13 protein-coding genes are annotated in these 17808 nt (G+C 64.7%); 8 read left to right on the top strand and 5 right to left on the bottom strand.

All coding sequences use genetic code 11. The features are described 5' to 3' along the window. Positions 1–139 precede the first annotated feature (139 nt). The gene (locus CCK87_RS10380; protein ID WP_055854958.1) at positions 140–799 is read left to right on the top strand and encodes a GntR family transcriptional regulator; all 660 of its coding nucleotides are present in this window, start codon (positions 140–142) and stop codon (positions 797–799) included. Positions 800–901: 102 nt separating this feature from the next. Here CCK87_RS10380 and CCK87_RS10375 read toward each other — a convergent pair whose 3' ends face one another. Together CCK87_RS10375 and CCK87_RS10370 are read right to left on the bottom strand one after the other, a co-directional pair. After that, on the bottom strand, positions 902–2494 hold the full coding sequence (locus tag CCK87_RS10375; protein ID WP_086461386.1) for a hypothetical protein: 1593 nt from the start codon (positions 2492–2494) through the stop codon (positions 902–904). Continuing rightward, on the bottom strand, positions 2491–3243 hold the full coding sequence (locus tag CCK87_RS10370; RefSeq protein WP_086461980.1) for an ATP-binding cassette domain-containing protein: 753 nt from the start codon (positions 3241–3243) through the stop codon (positions 2491–2493). Before CCK87_RS10370 ends, CCK87_RS10375 begins: the two co-directional genes overlap by 4 nt. A gap of 458 nt (positions 3244–3701) precedes the next feature. Between CCK87_RS10370 and CCK87_RS10365 the strand changes: the two genes are divergently transcribed. The 5 genes from CCK87_RS10365 to CCK87_RS10345 all read left to right on the top strand — a co-directional run bounded on the left by CCK87_RS10365 (position 3702) and on the right by CCK87_RS10345 (position 9877). After that, on the top strand, positions 3702–5003 hold the full coding sequence (locus CCK87_RS10365; RefSeq protein ID WP_086461979.1) for an ABC transporter substrate-binding protein: 1302 nt from the start codon (positions 3702–3704) through the stop codon (positions 5001–5003). Between the two features lie 138 nt (positions 5004–5141). After that, positions 5142–6182: a sugar ABC transporter permease gene (locus tag CCK87_RS10360; RefSeq protein WP_085484070.1), complete on the top strand. Its 1041-nt coding sequence runs from the start codon at positions 5142–5144 to the stop codon at positions 6180–6182. Then, entirely contained in the window at positions 6179–7090 is a 912-nt protein-coding gene (locus tag CCK87_RS10355) for a carbohydrate ABC transporter permease (RefSeq protein ID WP_086461385.1), read from the top strand. The genes CCK87_RS10360 and CCK87_RS10355 overlap by 4 nt, the downstream gene beginning before the upstream one ends. Before the next feature lies 1 nt (position 7091). Continuing rightward, positions 7092–8555, top strand: coding sequence for a GH1 family beta-glucosidase (locus tag CCK87_RS10350; protein ID WP_086461384.1), 1464 nt, complete (start codon positions 7092–7094; stop codon positions 8553–8555). 101 nt (positions 8556–8656) lie between these two features. Then, positions 8657–9877 (top strand): LacI family DNA-binding transcriptional regulator, encoded by a 1221-nt coding sequence (locus CCK87_RS10345; protein ID WP_249273841.1) that lies wholly within the window; start codon positions 8657–8659, stop codon positions 9875–9877. A 191-nt stretch (positions 9878–10068) separates the two neighbouring features. On the opposite strand, the gene CCK87_RS10340 is transcribed toward CCK87_RS10345, so the two are convergent. Then, positions 10069–11070, bottom strand: a complete 1002-nt coding sequence (locus tag CCK87_RS10340; protein ID WP_086461383.1) for an SGNH/GDSL hydrolase family protein — start codon at positions 11068–11070, stop codon at positions 10069–10071. 281 nt (positions 11071–11351) lie between these two features. Here CCK87_RS10340 and CCK87_RS10335 point away from each other — a divergent pair, with 281 nt between their 5' ends. Beyond that, positions 11352–12068 carry a DUF3592 domain-containing protein gene (locus CCK87_RS10335; RefSeq protein ID WP_086461382.1) on the top strand — a complete coding sequence of 239 codons (717 nt, stop codon included), beginning with the start codon at positions 11352–11354 and terminating at the stop codon, positions 12066–12068. 117 nt (positions 12069–12185) lie between these two features. On the opposite strand, the gene CCK87_RS10330 is transcribed toward CCK87_RS10335, so the two are convergent. Continuing rightward, positions 12186–13625 (bottom strand): hypothetical protein, encoded by a 1440-nt coding sequence (locus tag CCK87_RS10330; RefSeq protein ID WP_086461381.1) that lies wholly within the window; start codon positions 13623–13625, stop codon positions 12186–12188. Between the two features lie 179 nt (positions 13626–13804). On the opposite strand from CCK87_RS10330, the gene CCK87_RS10325 reads away from it, so the two are divergent. Next, positions 13805–14689 carry an HNH endonuclease gene (locus CCK87_RS10325; RefSeq protein ID WP_212638214.1) on the top strand — a complete coding sequence of 295 codons (885 nt, stop codon included), beginning with the start codon at positions 13805–13807 and terminating at the stop codon, positions 14687–14689. Between the two features lie 33 nt (positions 14690–14722). Here CCK87_RS10325 and CCK87_RS10320 read toward each other — a convergent pair whose 3' ends face one another. Continuing rightward, on the bottom strand, positions 14723–17806 hold the full coding sequence (locus CCK87_RS10320) for a type I restriction endonuclease (protein ID WP_249273840.1): 3084 nt from the start codon (positions 17804–17806) through the stop codon (positions 14723–14725). Positions 17807–17808 lie beyond the last annotated feature (2 nt).

Raw genomic sequence — 17808 nt, 5'->3', positions numbered from 1 at the left:
CTAATCTCTTGGAGTCGGAATCCCGAAAAGCGAGCAACCGACGTGGTTATGGAGCGCTGTTGATTCACACAAGCTAGCACAATTCTGCCGACTGTCGACAATCTACCGACGCGCATTTTTGTCCAGTATGGTGTCCTCTATGGACACACTCCCCCGCTCCGGTTTATCGGGCGCCGCAGTCAACGAGCTTCGGGAGGCGATCCTCGAAGGGCGCCTGGTTCAGGGAGAGCGGCTCAGCGAAGTGAGCCTCTCGAGCACGCTGGGCGTGAGCCGCGCACCGGTTCGCGAGGCACTGCTGCATCTCGAGCAGGAGGGGCTCGTCGTCTCGCTCCCCTATAAAGGAGCGTCTGTCGTCAGCCTGTCGCAGCAGGACTTTCTCGAACTCTCGACGCTGCGCATCGCACTCGAGAAACTGGCCTGGGCACGCGCCGTCGAGCGCGTCTCGCCCGAGGCCGTCGACGACCTGAACGCCATCATTGCCGAGATGGAGTTCGCGGTGAAGAGCGAGCAGAAGGCCAAGCTCGTTCGACTCGACATCGACTTTCACGACCGCATCTTCGTGCTCGCTGACCACTCACGCCTCTACACGGCGTGGACAGCGATCAAGTGGCAGGTCGCCCTGTTCCTGCTGGCCCGGCGCGTGCGCGTCGACGACTATCACAGCATCATCGTGCAGGAGCACAAGGCGCTGCTCGACGACATCCTCACCGCGAAGACGCCGTCGTTCGAGCACCTCATCGAAGACCACATCGGTTCGGGCTACGGCCGCTTGAACACGACGGCCGCCCCGGCGTCGTAGGCGCCGCGCCGGGCGACGGGCAGGCGCCACAGCACCGAGTTGCATAAAAGTGCCGCTTCCCTTCCTCGGGAAGCGGCGTTTTCGTGCAACTCGATGAACGCGTCAGCTCGCCAGAACGCGCCGCCGCGCCATCCAGCCGACCATGACCGCGAACGCCACCGCCCACGCGACGCCGGCCACCCCACCCGAAGCGACGTTCGCTGTGACGACTCCCACCGCCACGCACGCGATGATCACCGCGTCTGCCTGCCACACCGCAACCACCAGCGCCGACGCGTCACCCGCCGGCGTCGGAATCGGAGCCATCAGCTCCTGCGGCAACGGCCCCTTCACCGAGTCGTAGACGCGAACGAGAACGAGCAGCAGCACGCTCAACACGGCCGCGCCGAGCGCGAGCCACGCAACCCCGCCCCACAGAACGAATCCGATCACCACGCCGCCCGCCGAGAACAGAACGCCCGCGACCACCGGCAGCACCGCGTGCAGGCCGACCAGGCGCAGCGTCGACACCCCGTAGAGCGCGGGCGCCGATGCCGCCTCGGCCGCGTGGCGGAATCCGTCGCTCCATACCCCCAGCGCGAGAAACCCCACGATCGCGGCCGTGCAGGCCGCGATCCACACCGCGACCCCGGATGCGCCGACCGCCACCGCGATCAGCAGACCGAACCCGAGGCATCCGGCACACGCCAGAACGAAGCGCGCCGGCGTGCGCAACGACCCCACGAGGTCGCGCCGCGCGAACACCCCCACCAATCCGCCGCGACGGCGACCGCCACCGCGCCCCAGAGCCGCCAGACCTCGGCCACGCCGCGGCACCGCCCGGAACTCCCCCATCGCCATCGCGAGGTCACCCGTGAAGGCGAGCGTTCCGGCGGTCTGCCAGCGCTGAGCCTGAGCCAGCAGCCCCGGCCCGCGAAGCCCGTCGAGCAGCAGCGGGACGGCCGCGAGCGCCACGACCGCGAGAACCCCGAGCCCCAGCAGCGGCCCGATCGCGCCGCCCGCCACGACCCCGGCGGGAAACAGCTCCGCGATCCACCCCCACGGCAACACGGCAGACGCCCCGGGCACCGCCGCCCACAGAACCGCGCTCGCCAGCACCCCGCCCACCACACCCGTGCGAACCGCAGCCGACGCACGCTGGCCGAGCAGCCAGCATCCGGCGCACACGATGCCGACCAGCGCACCCGCCCCCGCGAACGCACCCGCGCCGCCCACCGACGCGCTGCCCACGGTCACCAGAACGAGCCCGAGCAGCAGCGCGATCGCGGCCCCCGCCAGCGTCAGCCCGAGCACCGCGCGCACCATCGGCCTCAGCAGCGTGCGTCGCCGCGGATGCCCACCGCCCACCACCGCGAACGTCAGAAACGGTGTCACCAGCGCCGGGCCGCGCACTCCGCCGAGCGCCACGAATGCGGCGCACGCGAGCGCGAAGACGGCTCCGCTTGTGGCGGGCCCCACCTCGACGAGCACAGCGGATGCCGCCGGCTCGGCCAGATACAGAACGACGGCGCGCACGATGGGTGCCACCACGATCGCCGCGACCATGATTCCGGCGTACACGGCATAGGCCACGTCGCCGCGCGAACGCCCCTCGGAGCGCGCCCGCCGAATCACGCGCACCGCCCGCAGCGACGCCGCGGTCTCGCGCGCGCTCGGCACGCCCGCGGGCCGGATGCTCGTGGCCGCGTCGGTCACGCGCCGTCGCCCGCCGCGCCGCCGGCTGCCGGGTGGTCGCCCCGTGCGCCCTCGCCCTCCACCGCAGCATCGTCGCGACCCGCGCTGTCGATCTCAGCCGCGACGCTGCGCGTGAAAACGTCGCCGAGGCGAATCGACCGCGTCGCCACGGCGTCGGCCAAGACCGAGCTGTGCGTCGCGAACACCAGCGTGCGCCCCGCCCCGATCTCGCTGAGCAGCACCTGGCTCACGATGCCGAGCCGGTCGGAGTCGAGCCGCTGCTCCGGCTCATCCAGCACGAGCACGTCGTAGGGGCGCACCACCGCGAGCGCCAGCGCGAACAACTGCGACTGCCCCGACGAGAGCTCGTGCGGAAACCTGCGGCGGAGCGCACCCAGCTGCCACCGCTCGAGCTCGGCCGCGGCGCGCTGCCGTGCGGCATCCACCGATTCGCCCCACGACGCGGCGACCAACGCGAGGTGCTCTTCGAGTGTGAGATCTCGCGCCACGGGAGGCCGCCCGATCGATCCGCTGACCGCCCTGCGGAACGCGGCGCTGCGCTCGTCGACGGCAGATCCCTGGATGCGCGCCGCCCCCGAGGTGGGTCGCGCGAGTCCGGCGAGAATGCGCAGCAGAGTCGTCTTGCCCGAGCCGTTCGAGCCGGTGACGGCGAGCGCCTGGCCGCTTTCGACCGCGAACGAGACGGGCTCGAGCAGAGCGACGTCGTCGATCGAGAGGGCACATTCTTCGACTTCGACGGCGCTGATCACGCTCTTCAGTATTGCGCAGTGCCCCATTTCAGGAAAAAGAGGCCGGCCAAGCGCGAAAACACTCGTTTCGGCCGATCGCTCCTGAATTGCGGCGGCGCCGGGCCACGAACACGGAGTCCGTGGGCGCATCCGCTGCTGTTCGGTCCATCCGCGCCTGGACGAGTAGGCGCGGATGCTCCCAACCGGCGCGAGCACAGCCGACACCGCAGTCCGCAGTCCGCAGTCCGCCGCCGCACCCCGCAGCCGCACCCCACACACCGCACCCCGCACCCCCGCACCCCACAACCCACACGAGGTCACAATTCCGCATCCGTGGGAACGGTTCCACGAAAACTCTTGACTCCCAGCGAACCGCGACCTAGTGTTTCTCGCAACCCATGGGAGCGCTTCCACGGCTGACAAAACATCAATAAATGAGAGCGCTCTCTGGCACTGCCCACGCACACAAAGGAGTGACCGTGAAACCTTCACGACGAAAAATCGCCGCGTCTGTCGCCGGCGTCGCAACACTGGCTTTAATCGCAACAGGATGCGCGGCATCCGGTTCGTCGAACGGCGGTGAAGACGGGGGCAAAGTGACCCTGTCGATCACCACGTTCGGCACCATGGGCGTCGACGCCAACTACGAGAAGTACATGGAGGAGAACCCCAACGTCACCATCGAGGCGACCAACCTCGAGGGCGGCGGCGCGGCTCGCGACGACGCCTACGCGAAGATCGCGGCGGGCACCGGCCTTAGCGACATCGTCGCCATCGAAGAGGGCTGGCTGGGCACGATCGCCGAGGTCAGCGACTCGTTCGTCGATCTGCGCGACTACGGAATCGACGACGAGAAGGACTCGTGGCTCGACTGGAAGTTCAAGCAGGGCACGGATGCCGATGGCCGGGTCATCGGCGCCGGTCTCGACATCGGCCCCCAGGGTCTCTGCTACCGCGGCGACCTGTTCGAGGCGGCGGGCCTTCCGAGTGAGCGCACCGCGGTCGCCGAGTACTTCGGCGGCGAAGACGCCACCTGGGATCGCTTCTTCGAGGTCGGCCAGGAGTACAAGGACAAGAGCGGCAAGGCGTTCTATCACAGCCCCCGATTCTTCTGGAACTCCTTCGTGAACCAGCAGGAGGAGGGCTACTACAAGAAAGACGGCGAGACCCTCAACATCGAGGGCAACGACGTTCTGAAAGACCAGTTCGTGAAGATCGTCGATGCAGAGAAGGCCGGACTCGGCGCCGGACTCCCCGGCTGGGACGTCGGCCCCGAGGCCAAGGAAGGCAAGTACGCCGTCTACATGTGCCCGAGTTGGATGCTCGGCATCGTGCAGGGCTACTACGACGAGGGCACGACCGACAGCGGCTGGGACTTCGCCGACGTTCTTCCCGGCGGATCGGCCAACTGGGGCGGCGCCTTCCTCGGTGTTTCCGAGTCGAGCGAGCACAAGGAAGAGGCAGCGAAGCTGGCTCTCTGGCTCGCCGCTCCCGAGCAGCAGGCTGCATCGTTCGAGCTGGCTGGCCCGTACCCCAGCACCGTCGAGGGCCAGAAGCTCGTCGCCGACACGAAGAGCGCCTTCTTCAACGACGCTCCCATCGGCGAGATCTTCGCTGCCCGCTCTGAGGGCGTCATCGCCCAGGTCAAGGGACCGGAGGACTCGAACATCCAGGACAACGTGTTCGGACCCGTCTTCGACCGAGTGAGCCAGGGCGAGATCACCGACGGTGAGACCGCCTGGAAGGAAGCGCTGAAGCTGCTCGACCAGATCGTCGGCTAGCTTCCCAGCTCCACCTCCGGGGGCGGCTCGACGAGTCCGACAGGACCGGCAGATGAACCGCACGTCTGTCGCGGGCTCGTCGAGTCGCCCCCACCCACACCACCTGCACCCCGCGTCGCCTTTCGGATTGGCTCAAAGATGACCAGCTCCACCCTGACGAAACCGTCACACCCGTCGACACCGCCGAGGTCACCGAAACCGGCGAAGCCCGACCTGACCTTCAAGCAGAAGCTCGCCCGCTTCGACTACAGGGTCTCCCCCTACCTCTATATAGCGCCGTTCTTCATCCTCTTCGCGCTCATCGGCATCTTTCCGATCGCGTACACGCTGAACGTCTCGCTCTACGACTGGCACCTGCTCAAGGGCCAGGGCGACTTCGTCGGCCTCAACAACTACGTCGAGGTCCTCAGCGATCCGTTCTTCTGGAACGCGTTCCGCAACACGATCAGCATCTTCCTGCTCTCGGCCATCCCGCAGCTGATCATCGCCACGGGTCTTGCGGCCCTGCTCGACCAGGCGCTGCGCGGCAAGACCTTCTGGCGCATGAGCATCCTGTTGCCCTACATCGTGGCCCCGGTCGCCGTCGCCGTGATCTTCGCGCAGATCTTCAACCAGTACCACGGCCCCGTCGCCGGGCTCCTCGAGGCGTTCGGGCTCGAGCCCATCCGCTGGGCCTTCGACGTTCTGCCCTCGCACTTCGCGATCGCGAGCATGGTCAACTGGCGCTGGACGGGCTACAACGCCCTCATCCTGCTCGCCGCCATGCAGGCGATTCCGCGCGATGTCTACGAATCCGCCGCCCTCGACGGCGCGAACAAGATCCGCCGCTTCTGGTCGATCACCGTTCCCATGATCCGCCCGACGCTCATCTTCGTGGTCATCACGTCGACCATCGGCGGGCTGCAGATCTTCACCGAGCCGAAGCTCTTCGACGGCCGCACGAACGGCGGCAGCGACCGCCAGTTCCAGACGATCGTGCTCTATCTCTACGAGCTGGCCTTCCCCCGCCGAGACTTCGGCCGGGCCTCCGCCACCGCGTGGATCCTCTTCCTCATCATCATCCTGGCCGGGCTCATCAACTTCGCCATCACCCGCGCCATCCGCACGGCCGACGCGAAACCGGTGCCCATCGCATCCGGCCCCGCGGCCGCGCAGCGAGCGAAAGGAGCGGCGTCATGACCGCGCTGATCACCAGGCCGGCCTCAGAACCGGATGCGACGCCACGGCTTCTCGAGGCCGAGCGTCGGTCGCGCCGAAAGAAGGCCTACGAGCGCCCCGGCATGCTCAGCTACGCGCTGCTCGCCGCGTTCTTCATCGGCTCCGCGTTCCCGCTCTGGTGGTCGTTCGTCATCGGCAGCCGCCAGTCGTCCGATACCAATCTCGTGCCGCCGGCCATCCTGCCCGGCCCGAATTTTCTCGACAAGGCCGCCGAGGTCTTCACGACGGTGCCGTTCTGGCAGGCGCTGGCGAACAGCATCATCATCTCGGGTGCCATCACCATCTCGGTGGTGTTCTTCTCGACGCTGGCGGGCTACTCGTTCGCCAAGCTGCGCTTCAGGGCCAGCAACGGCCTGCTGCTCGCAGTCATCGCGACCATGGCGATTCCCACGCAGCTCGGCATCATTCCTCTCTTTATGCTGATGGCCGAGTGGCACTGGATCGGCACCCTGCAGGCCGTGATCGTGCCCGGGCTCGTGACGGCCTTCGGCGTGTTCTTCATGCGGCAGTACCTGGTCGACGTGATTCCCGACGAGCTCATCGAGGCCGCACGCATGGATGGCGCGAGCATGTGGGGCACGTTCTGGCACGTCGCGGTTCCGGCCGCGAGGCCCGCCATGGCCGTACTCGCACTCTTCACGTTTATGGCCGCCTGGACCGACTTCCTCTGGCCGCTGCTCGTGCTCGGCCCGCGCAATCCGAGCGTGCAGACCGCGCTCGCCGCGCTCAGCGCCAGCGGCGGGCAGACTCCCGACAACTCGATGGTGCTCGCGGGCGCCGTGCTCTCGGTGATTCCCCTGCTCATTCTCTTCATCGTCGCGGGCAAGCAGCTCGTGGCGGGCATCATGCAAGGCGCAGTGAAAGGCTGACATGACCATCGACATCCTTCCCGACACCAGGGAGAGCCCCGCGGGCAACCCCGACTACCGGGATTCCGGGCTCGTCTTCGACACGGCCTTCGTGATCGGCTCGGCGACGGCCTCGTATCAAATCGAGGGAGCGGTCACCGCAGATGGGCGCGGCCCGTCGATCTGGGACACGTTCAGCGCGACACCTGGCGCCATCGTCAATGGCGACACAGGCGAGGTGGCCGACGACCACTACAACCGGCTCGAATCCGACCTCGATCTGATGGCCGAGCTGGGGCTCGAGGCGTATCGGTTCTCGATCGCGTGGCCGCGCATCCAGCCTCTCGGCTCTGGGCCGGCCAACGAGGCGGGGCTCGACTTCTATGGGCGTCTGGTCGACGGACTGCTCGACCGCGGCATCCGGCCCATCGCCACCCTGTATCACTGGGATCTGCCGCAGGCTCTCGAAGACGCGGGCGGGTGGACGAACCGCGAGACCGCGTATCGCTTCGCGGAGTACGCCCGCATCGTGGCCACCGAGCTCGGCGACCGGGTGCAGGTCTGGACCACGCTGAACGAGCCGTGGTGCAGCGCATTTCTCGGGTACGGATCGGGCGCGCACGCGCCGGGCCGCACATCCGGGGCCGATGCCCTCGCGGCGATGCACCACCTCAATCTCGCCCACGGCCTCGCGGTGCAGGTGCTGCGCGAGGTCGTGCCGAACGCCGAGGTGTCCGTCACGCTGAACTTCCATGTGATCCGAGGAGACGACGAGACCTCGCCGCAAGCCATCCGGCGTATCGATGCGCTGGCCAACCGTTCATTCACCGGCCCGATGCTGGCGGGCGGCTACCCGGCCGATCTCATCGCCGACACCGCCGATGTCACCGACTGGTCGTTCGTGCACGCCGGAGACGCCGCGATCATTCACCAGCCGCTCGACTTTCTGGGCGTCAACTACTACTCCACGGCGAGGGTGCGCATGTGGAACGGCACGTCGCCGCGCGAGAACGCCGACGGGCACAAGGATGTCGGTGGGTCGCCTTGGCCGGGCAGCCTCGATGTCGAATTTCTTACGCAGGATGGGCCGTTCACCGCGATGGGCTGGAACATCGCCCCGGACGGTCTCGAGGAGCTGCTGGTGTCGCTGGCGGAGCAGTTTCCGGGGCTGCCGCTGATGATCACCGAGAACGGTGCGGCTTTTGACGATGAGGTGGTTGGCGGTGTCGACGGAGCTCGAGTGCATGACGATGAGCGGCTCGACTATCTGCGGCGGCACTTCACGGCTGCCCATCGGGCGATGTCGCGGGGAGTCGATCTGCGCGGATATCTCGTGTGGTCGTTGCTCGACAACTTCGAGTGGGGCTATGGCTACAGCAAGCGGTTCGGCATCGTTCACGTGGATTACGGGACGCAGCAGCGCACGGTGAAAGACAGCGGGCGGTGGCTGTCGAAGCTCATCCGTTCGCACGCGATTCCTGAATAGGGCGCCGCGCGCGAAAGCTGAGGGAACACCACATAAAGTGATCCCAGCGCTCTCGTGTGCGCTGAACGACCATCTCGACTAGTAGATCGCAGGGCACCCACGTGACGACCGACATCCCCCGCATTGAGCGGGCTGCGCGTGTTGACCCGGTCGTGGTCGCGTCTGCTGCCTCGGCGTCGGCCTCGGCGTCGGCCTCGACTACGGTTGCCGCTCCGGCATCGGATCCGGCTTCGGATGCGGCTGCGGCTTCGTCGGCCGCTTCGGCGCCGACCGCCCCTGCGGTCGCGACCCTCGAGGCGGTGGCCGCGCTGGCCGGAGTCTCGAAGTCGACGGCGTCGCGCGTGATCAACGGATCGCCCCGCGTGACCGAGCAGGCGATCACGCGGGTGAATGCGGCGATCGCGCAGCTGCACTACGTGCCCAACCGCGCCGCCCGTAACCTCGTGCGTCGCCGCACCCAGATGATCGCGATGGTGATCCCCGAGCGCACGGCGGCGTTCTTCGCCGACCCCTACTTCGCCGAGGTGATTCAGGGCGCGGCCATGTACGCGTCGACGACCGACTACACGCTCACCCTGCTGATCGAGAGCGAAGCAGACGCCGAGAAGACCCACCGTTTTCTGCAGAGCGGAAGCGTCGATGGGGCTCTGCTGCTCTCACACCACAGCTCGTCGGCCACGTACTTAGATCTGTCACGCTCGCTGCCCGTGGTCTTCGGAGTGCGGCCCGTCGACGACCTCGAGTTCGAGGCGCACACGGTAGATGTCGACAACGTGGCAGCGGCGGCGATCGCGACGCAGCACTTGATCGAGAGCGGGCGCACGCGCATCGCCACGATCACCGGGCCACTCGCCGCGACCGCAGCCCGAGACCGCTTGGCGGGGTGGCGTTCGACGCTCGAGGCGGCGGGGCTTGCGGGTGGTTCTGGTTCGGCTGGGACTTCTGGATCGGCATCCGAGCACGCGCTCGAGTTGGTCGAGGAGGGCGACTACACCCCGGCCAGCGGGGCGGCGGCGGCGGAACGCCTGCTTGCGCGCGGGGTTCCGTTCGACGGGCTCTTCGTCGCGTCGGCGCAGATGGCGTCGGGCGCCCTGTCCGTTCTACGCGAGCACGGAATCTCAGTTCCGAATGATGTGGCCATCAGCACGATCGACAACAATTCCTTCTCGACAGACACGAAGCCGCAGCTGACGACGGTCGACCTGCACACCTCGGAGAAGGGCGCAGAGATGGTGAAGGCGCTTCTGACGCTGATCGCCGGAGAAGCGGTCGAGCGCGAGACGTGGATTCCGATCGAGCTCGTGGAGCGCGGGTCGGCGTAGGAGCTGCCGCCGCAATTCAGGAAAAAGGCAGTTCCCACGTACGAAAACGTCGTTCTACTTAGGTTCCTCCTGAATTGCGCCCGGGGCCGACGCGATGTGCTGCGCGATACGACGCGACTCGACTCGACTCAGCGCGACGGCCCACCGTCGAGGTCCGGAGATCCCATCCGAGCCTCGACGGCGAACGGTTGTTAGTACCCCGAGGCGGTAACCGCGTCATACGTCTGCGTCGCCAGGAAGGTCGCTCCCACGAGGTTGGGGTGCAGCGACGCCGGGTTCACCAGGGGGCCCGTATCAGCGCTGTTGAACGCGATGCCGTTGATGTACGAGCTCGGTCCCTGCGGGCACATGCTGTGCGAGACACTCGCGGGCAGGTTGTCGACGAACGTCACACCCGCGTCAGCTGCCTGCTCGGCAATCGTCTGGTTCAGCTGCACCTCGACGGAGTGCAGGTATGCGACATCGGTCGCGGTGAACGAGACAGAGGAGGGCTCTGTTCCCAGGTCGGTATAGCAGCCCGCTGCAGGGGTGCTGGCGGCATCCGGGAACAACGACGGGTAGCCGACCACGAAGATCTGAGCGTTCGGGGCCGCCTTCTTGATGGTCTTGAACGTCGACTCGAGGTGTCGCGCCACCTTGTCGGCGATGTTCTTCGATAGTGTGTCGACGCCCTTCTTCATGTACTGGTCTTTGCAGTTGGAGTCTTTGAAGTCTTGGTTGCTTCCCGCGACCGGCCCGTCTGCCGATGAGGCGACGCACGACTTGATCACCGAGGCGAAGCCTGCGTCATTACCGCCGATGGTCACGGTCACGATGTTGGTGCTGGCGTTGAGGGCGGATGCCTGGATCGGCACGGAGTGCGCCGCCCCCGATGGGTCCGTCACGGGCTGCGCATTCTTGCTGATGTTCTCTGTGACGGCTCCGGAGCAGGTGACGTCGGTGAGGTTGTAGCCCATTTTCGCGGCCAGCTGGTGCGGGTAGTCCTCGGCGGTCTGGTTGCATCCGGCGGCCGGCTGCCCGGTCGGCGTCGCAAGCCCCTGGCCCGCGGCGTACGAGTCACCGAGGGCGACGTAGTTCACCATCCCAGACGAGTCAGCGGTCGCGGCCGTGGCCCCTGCCGCGGGAACCACCGCCATAGAGGCGGCGAGAAGCAGCACGGCTGCGACCCCCGATCGTTTGATGGAACTGTTCACGTTGATCTCCTTCTTTACCCTCGGGTAAGGCTCGTAAGAAGCGCTCGTTCGCGCGACAGCTGATAATACGATCGTCTAACTAAAATTGGCACCGTGAGGTTGACGCATCACGCCAGACTTTCAGGTTGGCAAAGAGCCGCCTCCAGTCGGGTCTACGTGCACACCTCGGCGTAGGCCCGGCGCTGCAACTCAGGCTCGACCGGGGCACCGAGCGCGAAAAGGCACTCAGATCACGATTGATCCTGAATTGCAGCGCGATAACGTGGCATCAGGAGGCCCCCATGAGCACCGTCGATCCTTCACTCGCCCGCATTCAACGCACGCCGCGACGCCCCAGCCTCGGCCGGGTCATCTTTCTGCTCGTTGTTCTGCTGGGCGGTGGCTTCGGTCTCGGCTACGGATGGGGCGGCTTCGGGCTGTTCGACGGCATGGGCGAACCGCCGTGGCAATCCATCGTCGGCGCGATTGTCGGGCTGATGATCACCATCCTCGGGTCGATCGGATGGTCATGGACGGTCATGAGGAGAGCCGACGTCGGCATCGGCTACGGTCTCGCAGCGTGGTTCATCGGCGGCGGAACCGGTCTCTTCATCGTCGCGCAGCCGAGTGGCTCTCCCGCATTGGCAGGGATGATCGCCGCTGTGCTTCTCGCGCTCGGGGTGCTCTTTCTCGTGCTCGGCCTGGTCGCGGCGATCAGTCGACGGCGACAGATCTCACGCGACGAACGCACGATGCGCACCGGCACCCTCACCGCAGCCACCGTCCGCAACAAGGGCTACGACTTCTTTCGCGAGAGCCCACGCATTCTGACGACTGTCACCTTCACCTTCGTCGACCTACAGGGGACCCAACGCTGGGTGCAGAGGACCATGGTGATCGAGCAGAGCGACCCCGTGGTCGACGGCCAACAGACACGCCTCTGGTACGACGCGGCTAACCCCGGCGATGCGCGCGGCATCGTGGTCGAGCTGGCGCGCGAACGGCAGATGCGCCACTAGGCGCCCAGCGCGCTGATCGAGTAGCTAAAGGCCGCCCGACGCTAGGCGCTGATCGAGTAGCCGAAGGCCGCCTCGGGCGGCCGAGTCGGTGTATCGAGATCACCGACCAGTGCGCACTCAGCAACGCCCCTGCGCCGTGATGCTCAGCCCGTCGGCCGTGCCGCGAATGGTCGTCTGCTGCACTGGCGCGGTCGTCGATGCAGTGCCGAAAGCGAGTCTGCCCATCGCACCGCCCGCCGGCGACATCCCCGCGGCCTTCCATGAATCCGTGATGGCGGCGTAGGCCGCATCGGCGGTTTTCGCGACCTTGAAGATCGGAATCACGACCGACCCCTCCACCCGCAGGCCCGAATCGATCCCCTCGGCCTGGCATGCGACCGTCTGGATCGTCGGGGTGCCGCGGATCCCGGCGATGTCGCCCGCGGCATCCAATAGCTGGGCGATGGCGACCTGGTCGTTCGCCACCCGCGCGGCCTGCTCGTCGGGCGTCTCTGGTGCGGGAGGAGGGGGCAGTGGCGCCGGAGCGGGCGAAGGTGTTGGTTTGCGCGCATCGTCGGGAGCCGGCGAGCCGGCAGACAGCCCCACGAAGCCGTCGACTTTTACGCGTGCCATGTCTTGCGGATACACCGTGACCTCGAAGGACGACCGAGGCATAGCGGCGTCGAGAGCCTGCGCATCTGCAAACGCCTCCAGCTGCGAGACCACCGCCGCCTGAGTCTGCTCGTCGTTGACGGCGACCGACAGGGCGGGCCGCCATCCTGCCGCATCGATTACGACCGGCGCCCCGTCGGTCGGCTGCACACCCGTGAAGAAGACGGATGCGACGCCCGGCTCCTCGGTCAGCCTCCCGATGAGGCTGAGAATCTCGGGCGACGGGGATGCGGCATCCATCGTCACCCTCGTGGTGTTGTGTGGTTCGTCGCTGGCCGAGTAGAGCACCGTCACAGAGGCAAGGTCACCGACCCCGAAGTTGGGCAGCTGGCGCACGGCGGTTGCTGCGGCGGGAACATCGGCCGAACTCGTCACCCCGATCGAGGGCGGATTGTGAGGCCGACCCAGTTCGATTGACGAGACGGAATCGATCGAGGCAATCTGCTCGGCCGTCGTGACGAGTTGGCTCGCCGGCGTCGCATCGGAGCTTCCGCCGTCGACAGGGAGCGAGATCGTGGTGCCGACTCCGTGCGCTCCGATAGAAAGGTGCAGCTGGCCGTTCACTGGCACGACCCGCTTGACCGCAGCGATGCGATCCGCCACTGCATCCGCCAACCCAGGCAGGTCAGCTGCATTCGGCTTCGTCTCGACCGAGATGCTCGCGTACCAGGCCGTGGCACTCGACGGTGTGCCGTCATCCATGGGGTCGTATGACGTGATCTTCGAGGTGACGGATGCGACGCCAGCCGTCGAGCGCAGATCGGTAACGGCCTGGTCGACAGTGCTCGAGATGGAATCGGGTGGCTGCGGGTTGAGGAGCGAACAGCCGGATGCGGTGATAGCGAGGAGTGCGGTGATAGCGAGGAGTGCGGTGAGGGCGGCGGCCGCGAGGGCTCGGGAGCGCATTGTCCTTGTTCGTCGCCACTCCGTCATAACGGCACCCTAGTCATCTGGTCTGCGAGTGGACGGTTCGGCATGGGACGTAATGTCTCACCGCCGACATCATCATGTGCGATTTGTGTGAGGCGACTACCGCTGCGTCATGAGCACCCATGTGAAAGTGTTTGGCTGCTAAACATGACCTCATGATGAGAAGCGCGCTCGAAGAAGAACTGGTCCGGCAGGACGTCTTCCGGTGGCTCGATCAGAAGCTCGCGACGGGCGCATCGGAGATTACGCGCGAGGAGCTCCGAAACTACACGTTCGGTACCGAGAACATCCCGCTCGTAGACACAGCCCGAGGAATCCGAAACCCCGCCGACTTCGAGTCGACGTTGTCCATCTTGACGAGTATCAAAAGCCCTTACGCCGACTCGTTCACGTCCGATGGCTTTGTTCACTACTCCTACCAATCTCGTGAGGGTGGCGACAACAAGAAGCTCCGCCGGGCATTCGAAACCCGCGCACCGCTCCTCTACCTCCACGCCGTTAGACCAGGCGCATTCGTTCCCTACTACCCGGTCTACGTCGAGGCCGACGATCAGGACCGACGCCAGTTCCTGATCTCGCTAGACCCATCGCTCCGCTTCGTGAAGGACCCTCTGAATCTAGATGCTGACGAACGTAGCTACGCTGAAAAGCTCGTAAGAACTCGTCTGCATCAGCCGCTCTTTCGGGCTCGCGTTATGCGTGCATACGCAACAACGTGCTCTATCTGTCACTTGAAACATGCCGATCTATTGGATGCCGCCCACATCATCGCGGATTCCGATGCCGATGGTATGGCCAGGGTCACCAACGGACTGGCTCTGTGCAAAATTCATCACGCCGCGTACGACCGCAACCTCCTCGGGATCACGCCGGACTACGAAGTCCAAATCGACCGCGAACTGCTGAACGAGATTGATGGCCCGATGTTGCGGCACGGATTGCAGGACATGCACGGCCAGAAACTGACACTGCCCTCGAGGCCGAAGGAACGTCCGTCGCGCGAATCGCTCGCCCGGCGGTTCGCCGAATTCAACACCTAACGGACAAGCAGCGGCTGTAAGTCGTCGACGCTGTTACGCAACGTCATCGCGCCTGTGCCTGTCGTAGAACTCTCGTGCCAGCAAGTCAAGAATGGCCTTTTGAATGCTCTTGCTGCCTAGTACCTGTTCGCTCATCGACCGGAAGTTCTCATCCGACTCGATGACAGCCTCTTGAAAGGCGCTACCTAGATCGGGGCTTCCCATGAACTGCTCAAAACTGTTCGCCTTGGCCTGCTCCCGGAGTCGGTCGTTCTCATCGAACTTGCCGCCAACGTACCCGGTGAAGCCGACCATGTCGTTATCCGTGAGTCCGTCACCTTCGAACAGAGTGTTGAGTTTGTCGATGAGTTCCCTCAGCCGCACAAACTCGGGATCTTTTGCTGTGCCCGAGCCCACGGCCGTAAACGGCTTGAGAAGTTCGCCCTCATCGCCGTATTGCAGATCCTCGGCCTCTTCAGCCCGCAGGTTGTAGTGACTGAGATTCACTCCGGTCAGATCGATCGGACGATCTTTCTCTGATCCGGTGATGAGAGGCGCAAGCAGCCGGTAGAAGATTGACCGCTTCTCCAACCCTGTGTCGTGATAATTGATGAGCTGAGAGAGAAAGTCGTATGCGCGAATGAAGCTGTTCAGGTCTTTGCGGAAAAGAACCAACTCCTCAACGCGTCCGGCATCCTCCGCCTTGATCGCATCGGCATACTGGCCGGCAAATCTTTGTTTGGCGGGGGTCAGCCACTTCGTGAGCGCATTGTTGCCTTCCTCATACATCCACGCTTTTGCGGCGCCCTCCACCTCAGATTCCTCGTAGATGAGTGCCTGGTCGAGCTTGTTCTGTAGCTCGTGCACGACGTTCGGATCCGAGACCCCAGCAAGATCGGCTGTGCGGTAGTACTTGCGAAACTCCTTCAGAATTTCGCTCGGGTCGTTGACAAAGTCGAGCACGAACGTTTGATCCTTGCCGGTTGCTACTCGATTCAGTCGTGACAGCGTCTGCACCGCCGCAACATCCGAGAGCTTCTTATCGACGTACATGGCCACCAGCAACGGCTGATCGAATCCCGTCTGAAACTTGTTTGCGACCAGCATGACCTGGTAGTCGTCCGTGGCAAAGGCCTTTGGCAAGCTCCGCCCCTTCAAACCGGGGTTGAGCGTGACCTCGGTAACCGACTCTTCGCCAGCCTCCTCATCGGTGACTTCGCCGGAAAAGGCGACGAGTGCCGCGAGACCCGAGTACTTTTTTTCGCTCACGTACTTGTCGAAGGCACGCTTGTAGCGCACCGCCTCGAGCCGGCTACCAGTAACCACCATCGCCTTGGCCTGTCCTCCCAGGCGCCAGCCGACGTTGTCGCGAAAGTGCTCGACGATCACCGCCACCTTCTGCGAGATGTTGTAGTCATGCAGTCGCACCCAGCGCATGAGGTCTTTCGCGGCTTTAGTCTTGTCGACGAGAGGGTCTGTGCTGTCGTACTCGCGACCGTTGTGTGCAAGCTTGAACGCCAGCTTGTAGGGCGTGTAGTTCTGCAGAACATCGAGAATGAATCGTTCTTCGATCGCCTGCTTCATGGTGTATTCGTGGAACGCATGCGGCAGGTCGTCTTCGCCGATGCGCCCAAATAGCTCCAGCGTCTTAGCTTTCGGAGTGGCCGTGTAGGCGAAGAAGCTGATGTTCGCCGCCGACGCCTTCTCTTCCATCTCAGCTGCGAGCAGCGCCTCGACATCGTACGTTCCGCCATCCTCCAAAGAAGCGAGTTCATCGGGCGAGAGCACGTGCTTGAGCTTGGCGGACGTGTTTCCGGTCTGCGACGAGTGCGCCTCGTCGGCGATGATCGCGAAGTTGCGGCCGACGAGGGCTCCGGAGGTGCGAATCGCTTTGAGAGCAAATGGGAACGTCTGTATCGTCACGATGATGATCTGTGCCCGGTCTGTCAGCGCCTTCGTAAGCGCCGAAGACTTCGAGTCCGCCCCGCCCTTTGTGATCGGCACGACTACACCGGATTTGTGATCGATCTGGTAGATCGCATCCTGCAATTGGTCGTCGAGCACCGTACGGTCGGTGACGACGATCACTGAGTCGAATACCTTCGTGCCTGCGTCGTTATGAAGAGAGCTGAGTTGATGTGCGGTCCACGCGATGGAGTTCGTCTTGCCCGAGCCCGCACTGTGCTGGATCAAGTATCGGTGGCCCGGGCCCTCGGTACGCGCGGCCTGCACCAGTGAAGTGACCGACTCCCACTGGTGAAACCGTGGAAACAGCAGCGACTGTCTCGTCGCGACCTCACCGGTGACGGCATCCGTCTCTTTCCATGAGCTGGCGTGCAGGAATTTGCCGATGATCTCAAGCCATGCGTCACGCTGCAGCACCCGCTCCCACAGATACGAGGTCGGTGACCCATTCGGATTCTCCGGGTTGCCCTTGCCGCCGTCGTTACCCATGTTGAAGGGAAGAAAATGAGTGTCGTCTCCGTCGAGGCGTGTCGTCATCCACACCTCAGAGTTGGAGACGGCGAAGTGCACTAGCGCACGGCTGCCAAAACCGAGCAGCGGCTCAACCTTCTTAGTTATTGGATCCCGCGGCTTGCGGTCCTTCTTGTACTGCGTCTTGGCGTCTTCGACGGACTGCGTGAAGTCTGTCTTGACCTCCATTGTGGCCACGGGCAGGCCGTTTACGAAGAACACCAGGTCGAGGCTTTTCTGATTTGACGTGGAGTAGTGCACCTGACGCATGACTCGCAAACGAACCTTCGCGTATCGCTCGAGCGTCACGGGATTCAGGCTCTGCGCCGGACGGAACTGGCACATATCAAACTGCGTTGCAATGTCTTTGAACCCGTGCCGCAACACATTCAATGTGCCGCCGCCTTGCTCGAACGGCTTGTCGAGCAGATGGGTAAGGCGGGTGAGTAGTTGTTGCTGCGCTTTGGTCTGCAAGATCGGAGAGTCCGACTCTTTTACCCTCTGTCTGAGAGCGTCCCTTTGGGTGTCGCTCAGCCAGCCAAAAATATCTGCCGGAAAGATGGCGAGCGCCCGGTCATATCCGGTGTCGTCTTTAGAGTAATCCCACCCATTCGTGGCGAGGTGCTGGGCCAACTCGTCTTCGAACCAGTACTCGTTCTGCATAC

Origin of the sequence: Agreia sp. VKM Ac-1783, from assembly GCF_900177765.1 — a bacterium.
GTDB lineage: Bacteria > Actinomycetota > Actinomycetes > Actinomycetales > Microbacteriaceae > Agreia.
The sequence above is the reverse complement of the archived record's forward strand: the minus strand, read 5'-3'. Positions and strand labels throughout refer to the sequence as shown.